Source organism: Salinibacterium sp. dk2585, assembly GCF_008001035.1.
GTDB lineage: Bacteria > Actinomycetota > Actinomycetes > Actinomycetales > Microbacteriaceae > Homoserinimonas.
On record NZ_CP042856.1, the window covers coordinates 1,470,566 to 1,487,558 of the forward strand.

12 protein-coding genes and 1 other RNA gene are annotated in these 16,993 nt (G+C 66.5%); 6 read left to right on the forward strand and 7 right to left on the reverse strand.

Going from position 1 to position 16,993, the window contains the following annotated elements:
- The first annotated feature begins 117 nt into the window (after positions 1-117).
- Complete coding sequence (gene glnA / locus FVA74_RS06900; protein WP_147721333.1) at positions 118-1,542, forward strand: type I glutamate--ammonia ligase; 1,425 nt, start codon at positions 118-120, stop codon at positions 1,540-1,542.
- Positions 1,543-1,609: 67 nt separating this feature from the next.
- Here the strand turns inward: glnA (FVA74_RS06900) and FVA74_RS06905 are convergent, their stop codons facing one another.
- On the reverse strand, positions 1,610-4,558 hold the full coding sequence (locus FVA74_RS06905) for a bifunctional [glutamine synthetase] adenylyltransferase/[glutamine synthetase]-adenylyl-L-tyrosine phosphorylase (protein ID WP_147721334.1): 2,949 nt from the start codon (positions 4,556-4,558) through the stop codon (positions 1,610-1,612).
- 8 nt (positions 4,559-4,566) lie between these two features.
- A complete protein-coding gene (gene glnA / locus FVA74_RS06910) occupies positions 4,567-5,904 on the reverse strand; it encodes a type I glutamate--ammonia ligase (RefSeq protein WP_147721335.1) in 1,338 nt (445 codons plus the stop codon).
- 69 nt (positions 5,905-5,973) lie between these two features.
- Here glnA (FVA74_RS06910) and FVA74_RS06915 point away from each other — a divergent pair, with 69 nt between their 5' ends.
- The 3 genes from FVA74_RS06915 to gdhA are packed head-to-tail and all read left to right on the forward strand — an operon-like array spanning position 5,974 to position 9,955.
- Positions 5,974-7,710: an NAD+ synthase gene (locus FVA74_RS06915; protein WP_147721336.1), complete on the forward strand. Its 1,737-nt coding sequence runs from the start codon at positions 5,974-5,976 to the stop codon at positions 7,708-7,710.
- A 25-nt stretch (positions 7,711-7,735) separates the two neighbouring features.
- Positions 7,736-8,569 carry a 3-methyl-2-oxobutanoate hydroxymethyltransferase gene (panB, locus tag FVA74_RS06920; RefSeq protein ID WP_147721337.1) on the forward strand — a complete coding sequence of 278 codons (834 nt, stop codon included), beginning with the start codon at positions 7,736-7,738 and terminating at the stop codon, positions 8,567-8,569.
- 36 nt (positions 8,570-8,605) lie between these two features.
- Positions 8,606-9,955, forward strand: a complete 1,350-nt coding sequence (gene gdhA / locus FVA74_RS06925; RefSeq protein WP_147721338.1) for an NADP-specific glutamate dehydrogenase — start codon at positions 8,606-8,608, stop codon at positions 9,953-9,955.
- A 25-nt stretch (positions 9,956-9,980) separates the two neighbouring features.
- On the opposite strand, the gene FVA74_RS06930 is transcribed toward gdhA, so the two are convergent.
- Positions 9,981-10,154, reverse strand: a complete 174-nt coding sequence (locus FVA74_RS06930; protein WP_147721339.1) for an SPOR domain-containing protein — start codon at positions 10,152-10,154, stop codon at positions 9,981-9,983.
- Positions 10,155-10,187: 33 nt separating this feature from the next.
- Here FVA74_RS06930 and map point away from each other — a divergent pair, with 33 nt between their 5' ends.
- Positions 10,188-11,066 carry a type I methionyl aminopeptidase gene (gene map, locus FVA74_RS06935; protein WP_147721340.1) on the forward strand — a complete coding sequence of 293 codons (879 nt, stop codon included), beginning with the start codon at positions 10,188-10,190 and terminating at the stop codon, positions 11,064-11,066.
- The gene (gene ppgK / locus FVA74_RS06940; RefSeq protein ID WP_147721341.1) at positions 11,066-11,821 is read left to right on the forward strand and encodes a polyphosphate--glucose phosphotransferase; all 756 of its coding nucleotides are present in this window, start codon (positions 11,066-11,068) and stop codon (positions 11,819-11,821) included. Before map ends, ppgK begins: the two co-directional genes overlap by 1 nt.
- Positions 11,822-11,846: 25 nt before the next feature.
- Here ppgK and rnpB read toward each other — a convergent pair.
- The 4 genes from rnpB to FVA74_RS06960 form a co-directional block, all read right to left on the reverse strand.
- An RNA gene (rnpB, locus tag FVA74_RS06945) (RNase P RNA component class A) lies at positions 11,847-12,223 on the reverse strand.
- Positions 12,224-12,282: 59 nt separating this feature from the next.
- On the reverse strand, positions 12,283-13,023 hold the full coding sequence (locus tag FVA74_RS06950; protein ID WP_147721342.1) for a zinc ribbon domain-containing protein: 741 nt from the start codon (positions 13,021-13,023) through the stop codon (positions 12,283-12,285).
- Between the two features lie 34 nt (positions 13,024-13,057).
- Positions 13,058-13,876 (reverse strand): Nif3-like dinuclear metal center hexameric protein, encoded by an 819-nt coding sequence (locus FVA74_RS06955; RefSeq protein WP_147721343.1) that lies wholly within the window; start codon positions 13,874-13,876, stop codon positions 13,058-13,060.
- 28 nt (positions 13,877-13,904) lie between these two features.
- Positions 13,905-16,985 (reverse strand): cytosine permease, encoded by a 3,081-nt coding sequence (locus tag FVA74_RS06960; protein WP_147721344.1) that lies wholly within the window; start codon positions 16,983-16,985, stop codon positions 13,905-13,907.
- Positions 16,986-16,993: the final 8 nt, after the last annotated feature.

A 16,993-nucleotide genomic window follows, 5' to 3' on the forward strand; every position in this document is an offset into this window, starting at 1 on the left:
CGACGCGTAACATTGGCGAAACAATGGGGACACCGCGAAGAAATGCCTTCCCGTTAGCCTCCCCATGGCTGCGCACGCAGCGACCACCGCAAATCCCTCGCCATTGGAGTCCATCGCATGTTCAATGATTCTTCCGAGGTGCTCAAGTACATCAAGGAAAACGACATCAAGTTCCTTGATATCCGCTTCACCGATCTCCCCGGTGTTCAGCAGCACTTCAACATCCCGGCATCGACCGTCGACGAGGACTTCTTCCGCGACGGCCAGCTCTTCGACGGTTCCTCGATTCGAGGCTTCGCGTCGATTCACGAATCAGACATGCAGCTGATCCCCGATGTGAGCACGGCCTACCTGGACCCGTTCCGCGCCGAGAAGACGCTCATCATGGTCTTCGACATCTACAACCCGCGCAACGGTGAAGTCTATGGACGTGACCCGCGCCAGGTCGCCAAGAAGGCCGAGAAGTACCTTGCCTCGACGGGCATCGCAGACACCGCCTTCTTCGCCCCAGAGGCGGAGTTCTATATCTTCGACGACGTGCGCTACGAGACGAAGCAGAACGCAAGCTTCTTCAGCGTCGACTCGGAGGAGGGCGCATGGAACACGGGTCGCGAGGAGGCCGGCGGCAACCTCGGCAACAAGACCCCATACAAGGGCGGCTACTTCCCCGTGAGCCCCGTTGACAAGCAGGCAGACCTGCGTGACGACATCAGCCTTAAGCTCATCGATGCGGGCCTTATCCTCGAGCGTGCGCACCACGAGGTTGGCACCGGTGGACAGGCGGAGATCAACTACCGCTTCGACACCATGGTGCACGCGGCAGACGACATCCTGAAGTTCAAGTACATCGTCAAGAACACGGCGAACGAGTGGGGCAAGACCGCGACCTTCATGCCCAAGCCGCTCTTCGGAGACAACGGCTCCGGCATGCACACCCACCAGTCGCTTTGGAACGAGGGCAAGCCGCTCTTCTACGATGAGGCCGGCTACGGCGGGCTCAGCGACACCGCACGCTGGTACATCGGTGGCCTGCTCAAGCACGCACCCGCCGTGCTCGCGTTCACGAACCCCACGCTGAACTCCTACCGTCGTCTGGTGCCCGGCTTTGAGGCCCCCGTCAACCTCGTGTACTCGGCCGGCAACCGCTCAGCTGCCATCCGCATCCCGATCACGGGAACCAACCCGAAGGCGAAGCGCATCGAGTTCCGAGCGCCGGATGCCTCGGGCAACCCGTACCTCGCATTCGCGGCTCAGCTCATGGCGGGCCTCGACGGAATCAAGAACCGCATCGAGCCGCTCGACCCGGTCGACAAGGACCTCTACGAGCTCCCGCCCGAGGAGGCCAAGAACATCCCGCAGGTGCCCGCGAACCTCGCTGAGGCGCTGGACGCGCTCGAGCAGGACCACGACTTCCTGATGCAGGGCAACGTGTTCACGAAGGACCTCATCGAGACCTGGATTGCGTACAAGCGCGAGAAGGAGATCCTTCCCGCCGCCATGCGCCCGACCCCGATCGAGTACGAGCTGTACTTCGGAGTCTGATCGCAGGAGCCAATGAGAAGGGCCGCGGAACTCTGTTCCGCGGCCCTTTCCTCATGCTCGGCCAGTGTCAGCCGGTGGACGGCTGGTAGGGCTTCGACACCCCGTAGAAGCGGCGCTCGAACACGGTGCGCGCGTGCCGAGTCGAGCGCATGTAGTGCTCCTCCAGCAACGTCGCAGAGCCTGCGGGGTATCCGAGGAGGCGCGCAATTCCGTCGAGCTGCTCGCGGTCGGTGGGGATCACGTCGGAGGTCTTGCCTGACCACAGCGTGATAGCCGAGCGGATGCGCGACGCCAGGATCCACGCCTCGCGCAGCGTGTGCGCCTCCTCTTCGGGCACGAATCCAAGCTCGGCTGCCGCGGCGAGGGCACGAAGCGTCGACGTGGTGCGAAGTTCCGGGTGCTCGTGAGCATGCTGCAGCTGGATGAGCTGTACGAACCACTCGACATCGCTCAACGAGCCACGACCGAGCTTCAGGTGCCGCGATGGGTCGGCCGCCTGGGGAAGGCGCTCCGATTCGACCCGGGCCTTGATGCGTTTGACCTCTCGCACATCCGTCTCGGAGATCGCATCCGGATAGCGGACCGAGTCGGCCAGTTCCTCGAAGTCGGCGAGGAGTTGGGCGTCGCCCGCGACGCCCCGAGCCCGCAGGAGGGCCTGAGCCTCCCAGGTGAGGGACCAGCGCTCATAGTAGGCACGGTAGGAGTCGAGGGAGCGCGCGATTGGGCCGTTTCGTCCCTCCGGTCTCAGGTTCGCGTCGAGATCGAAGGGCAGCCTGAGGTCCTCCGTCAGCGCGACGATGTCAGAGACGATGCGCTCGGCGGCTCGCTGCGCGATGTGGGGCTCCGCAGTCGTGGGCCGATAGACATACATGACGTCGGCATCCGAACCGAAACCGAGCTCAGCGCCGCCGTAACGACCCATAGCGATGATGGCGAACTCCAGGCCGTCATCGGCACGACGTACGGCCGCGAGCACCCCCCGCAGCAGGGCCGTGTTGATGTCGGAGAGCGCCGTGCCAAGCTCCTCGATGCCCACAACGCCCAGGATCGCCCCGAGGGCGACCCTCAGCACCTCTCGCCTGCGGATGGCGCGGAGGGCGGCAACTGCCGTCTTCGGCTCGCTGTGGCGGCGCAGGATGGCCGTGGACTCCTCGTCCAGCAGGGATGCGGGCCTCGGTCGCAGGTCGTCGTCGCTCTCGAGCCACGCGGCGGACTCCGGCATCCGTTCAAGCAGGCCACCGACGAAGCGGGAACCACTCAGGGCAGCCGTGAGTCGCTTGGCAGCGCCGGAGGAATCCCGCAGCATCCGCAGGTACCAGTACGACTCCCCCAGTTCGTCGCTGAGCCGGCGGAACGCGAGCAGGCCGTAATCGGGGTCTGCCCCTTCGGCGAACCACTGGAGCATCACGGGCAGCAGGTTCTTCTGGATCTGGGCACGTCGGGAGACCCCCGCCGTCATGGCGGCGATGTGCGCGAGGGCCCCGCGGGTGTCGATGAAGCCGATCGCGGCGAGACGCGCCTCGGCCTGCCCACTCGTGAGCGCCAGCTCCTCTTCGGGAAGCGCCGCGACCGCGGAGAGGAGAGGCCGGTAGAAGAGCTTCTCGTGGAGGGTGCGCACGGTCGACTTCCGCGCCGCCCACTGTTCCGTGATGCTCTCCGCCGTCGCTGCGAGACCAGAGGCGCGCGCGAGCACCCGGAGGGCGTCCGGGTCACGCGGCATGAGGTGGGTCCGTGTCAGACGGTTCAGCTGTAGCCGGTGCTCGAGTACCCGCAGGAACTGGTAGTCGTGCGCGAACTCGGCCGCCTCTGCCCTACCGATGTAGCCCTGTTCGGCGAGGGCATCCAGGGCATCGAGGCTCGCTCGCTGGCGCACGTGCTCATCCGCACTGCCGTGGACGAGCTGCAGCAGTTGCACTGTGAACTCGATGTCACGGATGCCGCCGGGACCGAGTTTCAGCTGGATGTCGACCTCTTCAGCGGGGATGTGCTCGGTGACGCGCTCGCGCATCCGCTGCACGCCCTGCACGAAGCCGTCCCGCGAGGAGCTCCGCCAGACGAAGGGGCGGATTGCCTCCTCGTACCGCTCACCGAGGTCTCGGTCGCCAGCGATGTGGCGTGACTTGAGGAGTGCCTGGAACTCCCAGTTCTGCGCCCATCGCTCGTAGTAGGCAACGTGGGATTCCAGCGTGCGAACGAGCGCGCCGTCCTTGCCTTCCGGTCGCAGATTCGCATCGACCTCCCAGAGCAAAGGCTCGGTTGCGAGGTCGCTGATGCCCTTCATGGTGGCGATCGCAAGCCGCGTGCCGATGTCGATCGCGAGCCCAGTTGGGATCGACTCCGAGCCCTCGACGACGAAAATGACGTCGACGTCACTGACGTAGTTGAGTTCGCGCGCTCCCGCCTTACCCATGCCGATCACGGCGAGGCGCGTGGCGGCGACTTCATCCGCCGGGTACGGCACGTCGCGTCGCGCGACGGTGAGGGAGGCATCGAGGGCTGCCGAGGCAAGGTCGGCCAGCGCCGCCGTCACCTCCGAAATACCGACAAGCGGATTCGGCAGCTCAAGGTCGTAGGCGGCCAGGGCGGCAAGATGGCGGCGGTAGCGCACCCGAAGGGCGTTCCACCCGGCTTCGCCGTTGAGCTCAGCGACCGCATCCTGCAGGTCGGCACGATACTGCTCGGCGCTCCAGGGCGATATCAGCGGATGCGTCAGGGTCGCCATCTCGGCGGGGTGACGCCGAAAGAACTCGCCCAGGGCGGGCGACGCCCCGAGCAGGCGGATGAGGCGGCGGGCAGCACCCTCCTCCGCGAGGAGCGCATCGGTCTCAGCAGGAGCCCGGTCACGCAGTTCCAGCAGGAGGCGGAGTGCTTCGTCGGGATCTGCCGCAAGGGAGAACACGCCGAAGAGCGCCGTCGCGCGCTCTCGGCCGAGCGCGTCCAGGGACTCCCTCGCCTCGCCGAGACGCGCGAAGCCGAGGCGCGCGAGCTCGGTCAGGGACGTCTGGTCGCGGGCCATGAGCGGGGCTAGAGCATCTCCAGGTTCCGGTTGAGCTCATAGGGAGTGACCTGGGAGCGATACTCGCGCCACTCCTGCCGCTTGTTGCGCAGCACGAAGTTGAACACCTGCTCTCCGAGTGTCTCGGCAACGAGCTCAGAGTCCTCCATGAGCGACACGGCGTGGTCGAGGCTGGCTGGCAGTGCGTTGTAGCCGAGCGCCCGGCGCTCGGAGTCGGTCATCTGCCAGACGTTGTCCTCGGCCTCCGGCTGGAGCTCGTACTCCCCCTCGATGCCCTTGAGGCCCGCGGCAAGCATGAGCGAGAAGGAGAGGTAGGGGTTCGAGGCCGAGTCGATACCGCGGTACTCGACGCGCGCGCTCTGACCCTTGTTGGGCTTGTACAGCGGAACACGCACGAGGGCAGAGCGGTTGTTGTGTCCCCACGTGATGAAGCTCGGCGCTTCGTCGCCGCCCCACAGCCGCTTGTAGGAGTTGACGAACTGATTCGTGACGGCCGTGATCTCGGGCGCGTGCTTCAGGAGACCGGCAATGAAGTGACGGCCGGTCTTGGAGAGCTGGTACTGCGCGCCCGCCTCGTAGAAGGCGTTCGTGTCGCCCTCGAAGAGCGACATGTGGGTGTGCATTCCCGAACCTGGATGCTCGGAGAACGGCTTCGGCATGAAGGTCGCGTAGACCCCCTGCTCAATCGCGACCTCCTTGATCACGGTGCGGAAGGTCATGATGTTGTCCGCTGTCGTGAGGGCGTCGGCGTAGCGCAGGTCGATCTCGTTCTGGCCAGGACCAGCCTCGTGGTGGCTGAACTCGACCGAGATGCCGAGGTCCTCGAGCATTCGCACGGAACGACGCCTGAAATCGTGGGCCGTGCCGCCCGGCACGTTGTCGAAGTACCCGGCAGAGTCGACCGGCTGCGGCCCCTCGGTGCCGAACTTGGAGCTCTTGAGGAGGTAGAACTCGATCTCGGGGTGCGTGTAGAAGGTGAAACCAGCATCCGCGGCCTTCTCCAGCGTGCGCTTGAGCACATTGCGGGGGTCAGCGATGGCCGGCTGGCCGTCAGGCGTCATGATGTCGCAAAACATGCGCGCCGTTGGATCGATCTCGCCGCGCCACGGGAGGATCTGGAACGTCGCCGGGTCTGGATGGGCGAGGACATCGGCCTCATAGGAGCGGGTCAGGCCCTCGATCGCGGAGCCGTCGAAGCCGAGGCCCTCCGCGAACGCACCCTCCACCTCAGCCGGTGCGATGGCAACGGACTTCAGCGTGCCGACAACGTCGGTGAACCACAGGCGGATGAACTTGATGCCACGCTCTTCGATGGTACGAAGGACGAAGTCCCGCTGCTTGTCCATGTGCTCCTCGTGGTCTCGACCGATTCTCGCCCCTGACCGGGGCGAAGATGCGCTATTAGGCTACTGGCTATGGGACGAATCCGCTTGGCACTCGCGCAGACAAATCCGGTGCTGGGCGACCTCGAAGGCAACTGCATGCAGGTGCTCGAGGCCGCTCGACGAGCAGCAGCCCAGGGGGCCGAGCTGCTGATCACGGGCGAGATGGCACTCTCGGGCTACCCCATTGAAGACCTCGCGTCCCGTCCGAGCTTCCTCACCGCCGCGGTGGATGCGGTCAATGTGCTCGCAAAGCGCCTCCAGGATGAGGGCCTCGGCGACCTCGTCGTCATTGTGGGACATCCGGATGGACCCCACGAGCCGCGCCTCCTCGGCACGAGCAACGCGCCCACGGCAATCGCGAAGAACTCGGCCAGCGTGCTCCACCACGGTCACGTCAAGGCCACCTACTCGAAGCACCACCTGCCCAACTACTCGGTCTTCGACGAGTACCGCATCTTTATCCCCGGCGACGAGTTGCTCGTCGTGCGTGTGAATGATGTCGATGTCGCTGTCGTGATCTGCGAAGACCTCTGGCGGGACGGCGGGCCCGTCGCGCGCGTACTCGAGGCGGATGCCGGTGTGTTGGCGGTACTCAACGGCTCCCCCTTCGAGCGAGACAAGGACGAGGTGCGCCTCCCACTCGTCACACGCCGTGCCGTCGAGACCGACACGATCGTCGCCTACGTGAACCTTGTCGGCGGCCAGGACGACCTCGTATTCGACGGCGACAGCGTCGTGGTCGACGGAAGCGGCACGATCATTGCCCGGGCGCCCCAATTCCGGGAACACCTTCTCGTCGTCGATGTCAACGCCGCTGACGCCACCGACACGCCTCTGCCGCCTGAGGTGCACCGGATCGAGCTCACGGCAGCCGTGCCCACGAAACCCGAGCTGGGCCGGGATGTCACGGAGCTTCCCGATGACCGTGAACAGCTCTGGAACGCCCTCGTCCTCGGGCTTCGTGACTATGTCAAGAAGAACGGTTTCCGCACTGTTGTCTTGGGACTCTCGGGCGGGATCGACTCAGCCGTATGCGCGGCCCTCGCAGTCGATGCGATCGGCGCCGATTCCGTCTACGGGGTGTCGATGCCGAGCAGGTACTCCTCCGAGCATTCCCGATCCGACGCAGACGACCTCGCCGAGCGCACTGGCGTGCACTTCGAAACGCAGCCGATCGCAGGACTCGTCGCACCGTTCGAGGAGCAGCTCGGCCTCACGGGAGTCGCGGCCGAGAACCTTCAAGCGCGCGTGCGCGCCGTGATTCTCATGGGCCTCTCCAACATGCATGGCCACCTGGTGCTCACGACCGGCAACAAGACTGAACTCGCCGTGGGCTACTCCACCATCTATGGAGACTCGGTCGGCGGTTTCGCTCCCATCAAGGATGTGCCGAAACTCCTCGTCTGGGAGCTCGCAGCGTGGCGCAACGAGTTCGCGGCAGCACGGGGCGAGGTGCCGCCCATCCCGGAGAACTCGATCACCAAGCCGCCCTCCGCCGAGCTCAAGCCGGGCCAGGTGGATGAGGATTCCCTTCCGCCCTACGAGATCCTCGATCCGCTGATCGATGCCTATGTGACGCGTAAGCTCGGCGCTGCCGATGTCGTTGCCCTCGGTTTCGACCCGGCGATCGTCGATGAGGTGACCACGCTCGTCGACCGTTCCGAGTGGAAGCGACGCCAGGGGGCGATCGGCCCGAAGATCTCTGGGATGGCCTTCGGTCGCGACCGACGCCTCCCCGTCACGTATCGGCCGAGTCGGGCGGAGTGATGCAACGCCGTCATAGAGTGGCCACATGAGTGAAACCAGCGATGCTTCCACCCCCGCTCCCGTCAAGCGCGTGCGCACCCGGCACTTTCAGCAGGCGAAGGAACGTGGCATCCGAATCACGGGCCTCACGAGCTACGACTATCTGACGGCCCGGATCTTCGACGACGCAGGTGTTGACTTCCTCCTTGTCGGCGACTCAGCGGGCAACACTGTCTTCGGTCACGACACGACCCTGCCGGTCACGATCGACGAACTCATCCCGCTCACGCGTGCCGTCGCCATCGCGGCCAAGCGAGCCCTCGTCGTCGCTGACCTCCCCTTCGGTTCATACGAGACGAGCCCAGATGAGGCCCTCCACACCGCCTTCCGCTTCATGAAGGAGACGGGTGCCCATGCCGTCAAGCTCGAGGGCGGCGTGCGGAGCGCAGAGCAGATCCGTCGCATTGTCTCGGCCGGTATCCCCGTCATGGCGCACATCGGCTTCACCCCGCAGAGCGAACACGGCCTCGGCGGCCACATGATCCAGGGACGCGGCGACCAGGTGAAGCAGTTGCTCGAAGACGCCCGCGCAGTGCAGGATGCGGGAGCATTCGCGGTCGTACTTGAGATGGTTCCCGCAGACTCAGCAGCCCTCGTCACGCAAGAACTCCGGATTCCCACAATTGGCGTCGGAGCGGGTCCGGAGGTAGATGGCCAGCTGCTCGTGTGGACCGACTGGGCGGGGCTCACGAGCGGTCGAATCCCCCGCTTCGTTCGCAAGTATGCTGATCTACACGGTATTCTCACCGAGGCTGTGACCGCATTCCGATCGGATGTCGAGTCTGGCACCTATCCCGGCCCCGAGCACTCCTACGAATAGTCCGGCGCAGGGAGCCACCGAACCGAGAAAGTTTTCATGCACTCTGCACTAGACCCGGCCCTTGTGGCCGTTTATGACCGCGCTGTCGCACGCAGCGCTGGCGAGACCGAGTTCCATCAGGCAATGCGTGAGGTACTCGAGTCCATCGCGCCGGTTGTCGCCAAGCATCCCGAGTACGTCGAGAGCGGCGTCGTCGACCTGCTCGTCGAGCCCGAGCGCCAGATCCTCTTCCGCGTGCCATGGGTTGACGACAACGGTCGCGTCCACGTCAACCGCGGATACCGAGTGCAGTACAACTCCGCCCTCGGCCCGTACAAGGGCGGCCTTCGCTTCCACCCAAGCGTCAACCTGAGCATCATCAAGTTCCTCGGCTTCGAGCAGATCTTCAAGAATGCGCTGACCGGCCAGGGCATCGGTGGAGCCAAGGGCGGCGCCGACTTCGACCCGCACGGCCGTTCCGACGCGGAGATCATGCGCTTCTGCCAGAGCTTCATGAGCGAGCTCTACCGCCACCTCGGCGAACACACCGACGTGCCCGCGGGCGACATCGGTGTCGGCTCTCGCGAGATCGGCTACCTCTTCGGCCAGTACCGCCGCCTCACCAACCGGCACGAGTCGGGCATGTTCACCGGCAAAGGCGTGCTGTGGGGCGGCGCCCAGGTGCGCACCGAGGCGACCGGCTACGGTGCCGTCTTCTTCATGGAGGAGATGCTCGCGAAGAAGGGCGAGGCAATCGAGGGCAAGACGGCCCTCGTCTCCGGCTCGGGCAACGTCGCGATCTATGCGATCGAGAAGATCCACCAGCTCGGAGGCCGCGCGATCACCGCCTCGGACTCGAGCGGTTACATCGTCGACGACCACGGCATCGACCTCGACCTGCTGAAGCAGATCAAGGAGGTCGAACGGGGACGCATCTCGGAGTACGCGGAGCGCAGGCCCGGCGCGCGCTTCGTCGCCGACCGCCGCGTCTGGGAGGTTCCGGCGGAACTCGCCTTCCCCTCCGCCACCCAGAACGAGCTCAACGAGGACGACGCGAAGAACCTGCTCAAGAACGGCGTCACGGCCGTCTCTGAGGGTGCGAACATGCCGACGACTCCGGAGGCCATCGCGTTGCTGCAGGCGGCGGGGGTGCTGTTCGCGCCCGGTAAGGCTGCCAATGCGGGCGGCGTGGCCACCTCAGCGCTGGAGATGAGTCAGAATGCGGCCCGTCAGCGTTGGAACTTCGCCAAGAGCGAGGACCGGCTGCGCACCATCATGAGCGATGTTCACCGCGCGGCCTATGAGGCGGCCGACCACTACGGCGCTCCCGGAAACTACGTCATCGGCGCGAATGCGAGCGGCTTCCGCCGGGTCGCAGACGCGATGATCGCCCAGGGCCTCATTTAACTCGCGAGCAACGGATGGGAGGAGGTCAGCGCTCGTCGCTGGCCTCTTCCTCCGCCCAAAGGCGCGAACGTTCCGCGATGATCTCGGGCGCTCGAAGGGCCTCCTCGCGCGATGAGAACGGCCCGGCACGATCGATCACCGGGGACTTCATGCCCTCTTCGACCTCGCCGGTTCTCGTGTTGTACCACCACTCGGACATGGCACCTCCCACTGTCGACCTAAGATCGATCCTATGCCCAAGGACTCCAACGGACACCTGATCCCGGGGGTGGTGTCCCCCAGGCGGGCTGTCCCCGCTTCGATCGCAAAGCCCGAGTATGTCGGCCGTCCCGCGCCCGCGAAGTTCACGGGTGGCGACGTGTACGGCCCCGAGCAGGTGGAGTTAATCCGCGAATCCGGGCGCATCGCGGCATCCGCCATCGAACACGTGGCGACGCACATCCGCCCCGGCGTCACCACCGAGGAGTTGGATCGCCTCGGCCACGAGTACGTCGTGGAACACGGCGCCTACCCGTCGTGCTTGGGCTACCGCGGTTTCCCGAAGTCGGTGTGCACCTCGGTGAACGAAGTCGTGTGCCATGGCATCCCCGACGACACGGTGCTGGAGGAGGGCGACATCGTCAACCTCGATATCACCGCCTTCAAGAACGGCTTTCACGGTGACACGAACCGCACCTTCGTCGTCGGCAGCGCCTCCCAGGAGGTGACGGACCTCGTCAGCCGCACCGAGGAGGCGCTCGCACGCGGCATCAAGGCTGTCGCCCCCGGCAGGCAGGTCAACGTCATCGGAAGGACCATTGAGTCCTACGCACGCCGCTTCGGCTATGGCGTTGTGCGCGACTTCACAGGGCACGGTGTCGGCGCGGCTTTCCACTCCGGGCTGATCATCCCCCACTACGACTCCGCGCCAGAGTTCGACACCGTCATGGAGGTCGGCATGGTGTTCACGATCGAGCCGATGCTCACGCTCGGCACGCACGAGTGGGACATGTGGAGCGACGACTGGACGGTCACGACGAAAGACAAGCGCATGACCGCCCAGTTCGAGCACACGATCGTCGTGACAGAGCGCGGCGCCGAGATCCTGACCCTCCCTCGTGAAGGTACCTGATGTCAGCGGCGATCGGGATCGACATCGGAGGCACTGGCATCAAGGCCGCGCTCGTGGACCTCGAGAAGGGTGCACTCACCGGCGACCGGCACAAGGTACCGACGCCCGACGGCGGAGAACCTGACGCTGTCGTGCAGGCGGCCGTCGGCCTCTTGGCCGAGATCGAGGGCATCGACGACTCAATGCCGGTCGGTGTCTGCTTCCCCGCCGTCGTGCAGGGCGGTCGCACCATGTCGGCCGCCAACGTCAGCGACGCATGGATCGGGCTCGAGGCTGAGCAGCTCTTCGAGCAGGCGCTTGGTCGCGACATCCACTTCGTCAACGATGCGGATGCAGCGGGGGTCGCTGAGGCCCGCTACGGTGCCGCCAAGAATGTCGCCGGCCTCGTGATCATGACGACGCTTGGCACCGGGATAGGCACGGCGCTCATCAACAACGGCACACTGGTGCCCAACGCCGAGCTCGGTCATCTCGAGATCGACGGTGTCGATTGGGAGACCGTGGCATCCAACTCGGCTCGTGAACGCGAAGGGCTGAGCTGGGGCGAGTGGGCGGAGCGCCTGCAGCGCTTCTACACACGACTGGAACGCTATCTCTCCCCCGAACGCTTCGTCGTCGGAGGAGGCGTATCAAAGCACCACGATGAATTCCTGCCGCTCCTCGACCTGCAGACCGAGATCGTGCCTGCGGCCATGCGGAACAACGCGGGCATCATCGGTGCGGCGGCCCTGGCACGGCATCCGAAGGGACGCTGACGCGCCGCTCACGGCTGCGATGGGGCGAATGGGCCGGCTGATACGCCGGGTTCTGTTCACACCGCTCGGGTGCTGGACGGCCATCTATCTCGGGACTACGTTGCCGCAGCCCTCTAGCGGTCTACCCGGAAGCTGGGCGAGCAACCCGTAACGCTTCCTGTCTGACCTTGCTCCGGACGAGGTTTACCCAGCCAGCCCGATCGCTCGGGCCGCTGGTGGTCTCTTACACCACCGTTTCACCCTTACCGCTGGCCGAAGCCAGTGGCGGTCTGCTTTCTGTTGCACTTTCTCGCGGGTTGCCCCGGGTGGGTGTTACCCACCGTCCTGCTCTGTGGAGCCCGGACGTTCCTCGGCGCCGGGCTGCCGAAGCAGCCCTGGCGACGCGACCGTCTTGCCGACCCATTCGCTCGCCCAGTCTAGCTACCAGCGCGCGCGACGGGCGCTCGCTCCGTCTGCCCGGGCTAGAGGCCGGACTCGTCGGTGCGCACGAGGATGGCTTCGGAGTCAGGACACATGATGACCTCGTCTGGGGCGGCCGCCCTGATGCGTGCCATGTCGCTCTCCGTGAGGCGCACGCCGCTCGCGGACGACACTCCCCCGCGAAGGTGCGACGCTCCCGCGCCATAGCGCTCCCGCTGGCGCTCGTAGAGCGCGAGGAGTTCATCCGGAATCGTCGCGGCGATCTCCGTGCGGTTCGCCTGCGCATGCCTACGCTCGTTCTCAATGGAGGAGAGGGCGACGTCGCGCTCCTCCTCGACCGTGCGAATCTCATCGAGCACCGCGTCCCGCTGTCGCTTGCTCTCCTCGGCCTGCACCTCAAGACCCTCGAGCCGCTCCATCACCCCGAGCTGGATCTCCTCGAGGTCGTCGCGCCGCCGACGCAGAGATTCGATCTCGTGTTCGAGACCGGCGACATCCTTTGCCGAGGAGGAACCGGCGATGCGCTCCGCGTCGCGCGCCATGCGAGCCTCCACGACCGCAACATCGGACTCGACCCTTCCCAGCTCCAGGCGCGCATCCTCGACCGCTCCCATGTCGGCGAGGAGCTGTTGGCGCAGGCGCTCAGACTCCGCCGTCAGTTCCGCGAGCCGCGCGAGCTGAGGGATGGTCTTGGTCTGGTGCGCGAGCTGCTGCAGGCGCATGTCGCTGGCTTGCAGCGACAGCAGCGCAGCCTGGGATTCGGGTGTCGCCTTGAGCGCCATAGTCACACTTTCTGTAGAGAGAGGGGGGTCGTGCTCACTGCACGATGCAGAAGTCCCAGGGATCCGTTCGCAGTTCACTGACGGTGACCGTGACGCCGGGAAGGGCGTCGCGCAGTTGCTCAGCCGCGGTGTCAAGCCAGAGCCACTCCGAGGCCCAATGAGAGACATCGATCAGCGCAGGGCCGTGACCGAGGCGCAGTGCTTCGCGCGCTTCGGACGCCGGGTGGTGTCGCAGGTCTGAGGTGATGTACACGTCCGCATCCGCCACCGAAGGATGCCCGAGAAGTGAGTCTCCCGCGCCCGCACACAGTGCCACGCGAGACACGGGGCGCTCGTGGCCGCCCGCGACACGGATGCCGGAGGCAGTGGCGGGCAGGATGTCGCCAAGGCTGCGGGCGAGGCGCCCGAGAGTCGTGGGCTGCGGCAGCCGGCCCGTACGTCCGAGACCACGCGAGGTGATCGCTCCGGGGACGATGGGCGCCAGGTCCTCGAGCCTCAGCCGCGAAGCCAGGACGGCCGAGGTGCCGGATTCGACGACATCCGCGTTGGTGTGGGCGGCGATCAACGCGCAACCACCCCGGATGAGCCTTGCCACGACCGCGCCCTTGTAGCGGTCCTCCGCCACCGACGTGACGCCCCTGAGCAGGAGCGGGTGATGCACGAGAAGCAGGTCGGCGTCGGCGACAATCGCCTCCTCCGCCGTATCGAGCACGGCGTCCACGGCGAGGTGTATTCGCTCGACCGTGGCCCCGGGATCACCCGCGAGAAGGCCCACAGCGTCCCATGACTCGGCACCCGCTGCAGGCCACAGGGTCTCGACCGCCTGGGTCACCTGATCGACAGAAACTGACATCCGGCAATTCTATCGACGAGCGCGTCGGTCAACGGCTCGCGCGCTCTTGTGCACGGATGCGAGGGACGCCAGCGACCACGGGCGCGAGCAATCCGAGCACAAGCGCGACGATGACGCCGATGTCGCTCGCCCCCAGGCCTCCCTCTGGCGCGACGCCGAGGAGCGGCCAGAGGTATCCCTGCCAGTCGAACCCGGGGACAGCCCCCGAGGTGAAGCCGAAACCGACCGCCGAGGCCAGCAGCAGCATCCCGAGGTTGACCCAATTGACATCGCCGTAGATGCTGCGCCGACGCATGAGCGCCGCGCCGTCGAAGCGCTCATTGCGAATCATGAGGTCGCACGCAAAGATTCCGACCCATGCAGCGACGGGCACGGCAAGCGTCGTCACGGCGTCGAGAAGAAGACCTCGGATGTCGCTGCCGGCCGCGACAAGCGCGAGACCGGCGGCTGCCGTGGCCGCAGCGATGACGAGCGTGCTTGCGCTCCGCGGCAGGGTCACACCCGCGGCCTGGAGTGAGAACCCGCCGGAATACACGGTGAGCGCGAGCGAACAGATGAGGCCCAGGGACAGTGCCGCCAGGAGCGGGATTGGTGCCCAGGCGGGCAGGACAGAGGCGAGAGCGCCAAGGGGGTCGGGGGCGAGCCCGTCGAGCTGACCACCCGATGCAGCAAGCAGCACGCCGTAGCCGATGAGCAGGAGGGCCGGAACCGCCGCGCCCGCCATCGTGAACGCGATGGACGCTGCGCCCGAGCCACCCGGGCGCTGGTACCGCGCCACCTCCGAGCCCGCGTTCGCCCACGCGAGGCCGAGCACACTGAAGACGAGAACGGTTCCCGTGATGACGTGCGCCCACGACCCGTCGACCACGAGCAGGGCGACGCCGATGTCGATGCTCGACGAGGTCAAGGCCACCATGCCGACGATGAGCACCGCGCTGATGAGCGCCAGCACAAAAGCGAAGCGCACGAGCAACGCGTAGCCGAAGAGGGCAACCAGGGTCGCGATCACGAAGGCGGCGCCGAGCGCAACCAACCCGGCCCACGCAGGGGCGGACGCGCCGCTCGCGAGACGAGCCGCCTCCTGGGCAGCGACAGCAATCACCCAGAGGATGGCGCCACCCCAGAAGACCCGGGTGATGACGGCGAGCAGTGCTGGCACAAGGTTGCCCACGACGCCGAATGCCGCACGGGACACGACCATGGTGGGCTGGCCGCTCCACTTGCCTGCGAGAGTCGCGAGCCCGAGCGGGAGGAGCGAGAGGGCGACGCCGGCCAGGACGGCGACGAGCGCCTGACGCACGCTCAGGCCCAGCCCGAAGACGACCGCGCCGACCCCGATGCTTGCGATGGAGGAGTTGACGGCGAACCACTGCCAGAACATTCGAGTCGCGCGGCCCGCACGGTACTCCAGGAGGGTCGGCTCGCCGTTGTTGGCTTCGAGCGAGAAGGCCCGCTGACGCATGATCGCCTCGTCGGTGAGCACTGGAGCATCGTCGTGAGGTGCTTGCGCTGGCTGTGGCAGGCCGCTCGGGAGCGGGATAGATACTGGTTCCGCGAGTGCTGCGGGCGCCGGTTCCGGGCTCAGGATGCTCACCCAGTCCGTCTCGTCGACGTGCTGGGAATCTGCGAACTCGTCGTCAAGCAGTCGGCCCTCGCCAGTCGAGAGCAGTTCCGGCGATGTGCCTGGGGCATCCGCGCGGCCTGGGAGCATGGTTTCGGGCCCGGTGTCCGCCAAGGGATCGTAGAGGGCGGTGGGAACGTCTGCGCCGCCTGAATCGAACGTGGGCTCCTGCATCGGGGGCGACGCGGGCTCGTCCGAGAGGAACGGGATCGTGAATCGGGCGGCGAAACGCTCTCGCGCGCGCTCGATTGCACCGAGCGCCTCGTCCGTGCCGATCGCGCGAAGTGAACGCTCCCACGTTTCGAACTCCCGAGCATCCTCGTCCCGAAGCTGCATCTGGACTTCGAGCTCGGCAAGCGCCCCTGCGACGCCGATGTTCGCCGTCGTGCGGTTGAGGACTGAGGCGAGGGCATCATCGTCAAGGGAGCGCAGACGGGGCGGCTCAGGCAGTTGAGACCCGGGCGGGGGCACGGCCATGCTCCCCGGACTCGGCGGAGGGGCGGCCTCGAGCAGCGACCCGAACGAGTGGGCCGCTGCACCGCCACCACCTGCTGGGGCTGGCCCGGGCGGCGCTGGCGGCTCCACGAGCGGCGGAGGCAGGACGTACGCGGGCTCGGAGGAGCGCTCAGGCACGGGAGACGTCGCGTCGGTCGGCGCAGCAGGCTCCGGCTCCGGCTCCGGCTCTGGCTGCACGGCGAGCACCGGCTCGGGATCGGGTGAGGAGGAGCCGATGGCCGAGGGGAACGGGTACAGCGCGAGGTCGTGCCACTCGCCTTGGCTCGGTTCATACTGCGGCGGCATTGGCACGCGCTCGGACTCCGAACCGTCGAACACGTCAATTGGTGGAACGGACGGGAGGAACGCGTCGCCGAGAGCTGGAGCGTCGGCAACGGCTGGTGCCTCAGCAACGACCTCCTCAGCGACGACTGGTGCCGCAGCAGCGACTGGTGGCTCGGCGGCGGCGGGCACGGTGGTGAATGCCTGGTGCTCAGTCACGGACTCCGCAATGACACGCGCTTCCTCGGCGGGTCCGCGGGTGACCGGCAGTTCCTCAGCGGGCTCGGCGACACCCAGCGGCGTCTCGGCGAGCGATGACACCTCGGCCGCAGACTCCGGGACGAGTGCCGGCGCATCGACAAGCGCCGCGTCTCCCACGATCGTGGGCACTGCCGCGACAGGGGACGCCTCCGCCGCGGCGAAGGGAAGGTACTCCGCATCCGCAGTGACATCCTGTGCGAGTCCGACACGCGGTTCGGGCCGTGACTCGTCCATCAGCGCGGCGAAGAGATCGTCCGCCGAATACGATGCGGCGCGGGCCCCGGCGTCGACGATCGGTATCGACGAGGTGACGGCAGCGACCTCTGCGGCGAGGGCGTCGGCCAGGGCATCGTCATCATGACGGTCGAACTGCGACGACGATTCATCCGTATGCCGCCACGTCGTGCGCCGACGGATCGGCTCTACGTCGGGGCTCCGGGCGTCATCCATGGCCAAAT

Bases quoted from the DNA above. Each gene is read 5' to 3' on its own strand.
- glnA (WP_147721333.1), top strand. From the start codon at position 118: ATGTTCAATGATTCTTCCGAGGTGCTCAAGTACATCAAGGAAAACGAC.
- FVA74_RS06905 (WP_147721334.1), bottom strand. From the start codon at position 4,558: ATGGCCCGCGACCAGACGTCCCTGACCGAGCTCGCGCGCCTCGGCTTC.
- glnA (WP_147721335.1), bottom strand. From the start codon at position 5,904: ATGGACAAGCAGCGGGACTTCGTCCTTCGTACCATCGAAGAGCGTGGC.
- FVA74_RS06915 (WP_147721336.1), top strand. From the start codon at position 5,974: ATGGGACGAATCCGCTTGGCACTCGCGCAGACAAATCCGGTGCTGGGC.
- panB (WP_147721337.1), top strand. From the start codon at position 7,736: ATGAGTGAAACCAGCGATGCTTCCACCCCCGCTCCCGTCAAGCGCGTG.
- gdhA (WP_147721338.1), top strand. From the start codon at position 8,606: ATGCACTCTGCACTAGACCCGGCCCTTGTGGCCGTTTATGACCGCGCT.
- FVA74_RS06930 (WP_147721339.1), bottom strand. From the start codon at position 10,154: ATGTCCGAGTGGTGGTACAACACGAGAACCGGCGAGGTCGAAGAGGGC.
- map (WP_147721340.1), top strand. From the start codon at position 10,188: ATGCCCAAGGACTCCAACGGACACCTGATCCCGGGGGTGGTGTCCCCC.
- ppgK (WP_147721341.1), top strand. From the start codon at position 11,066: ATGTCAGCGGCGATCGGGATCGACATCGGAGGCACTGGCATCAAGGCC.
- FVA74_RS06950 (WP_147721342.1), bottom strand. From the start codon at position 13,023: ATGGCGCTCAAGGCGACACCCGAATCCCAGGCTGCGCTGCTGTCGCTG.
- FVA74_RS06955 (WP_147721343.1), bottom strand. From the start codon at position 13,876: ATGTCAGTTTCTGTCGATCAGGTGACCCAGGCGGTCGAGACCCTGTGG.
- FVA74_RS06960 (WP_147721344.1), bottom strand. From the start codon at position 16,985: ATGGATGACGCCCGGAGCCCCGACGTAGAGCCGATCCGTCGGCGCACG.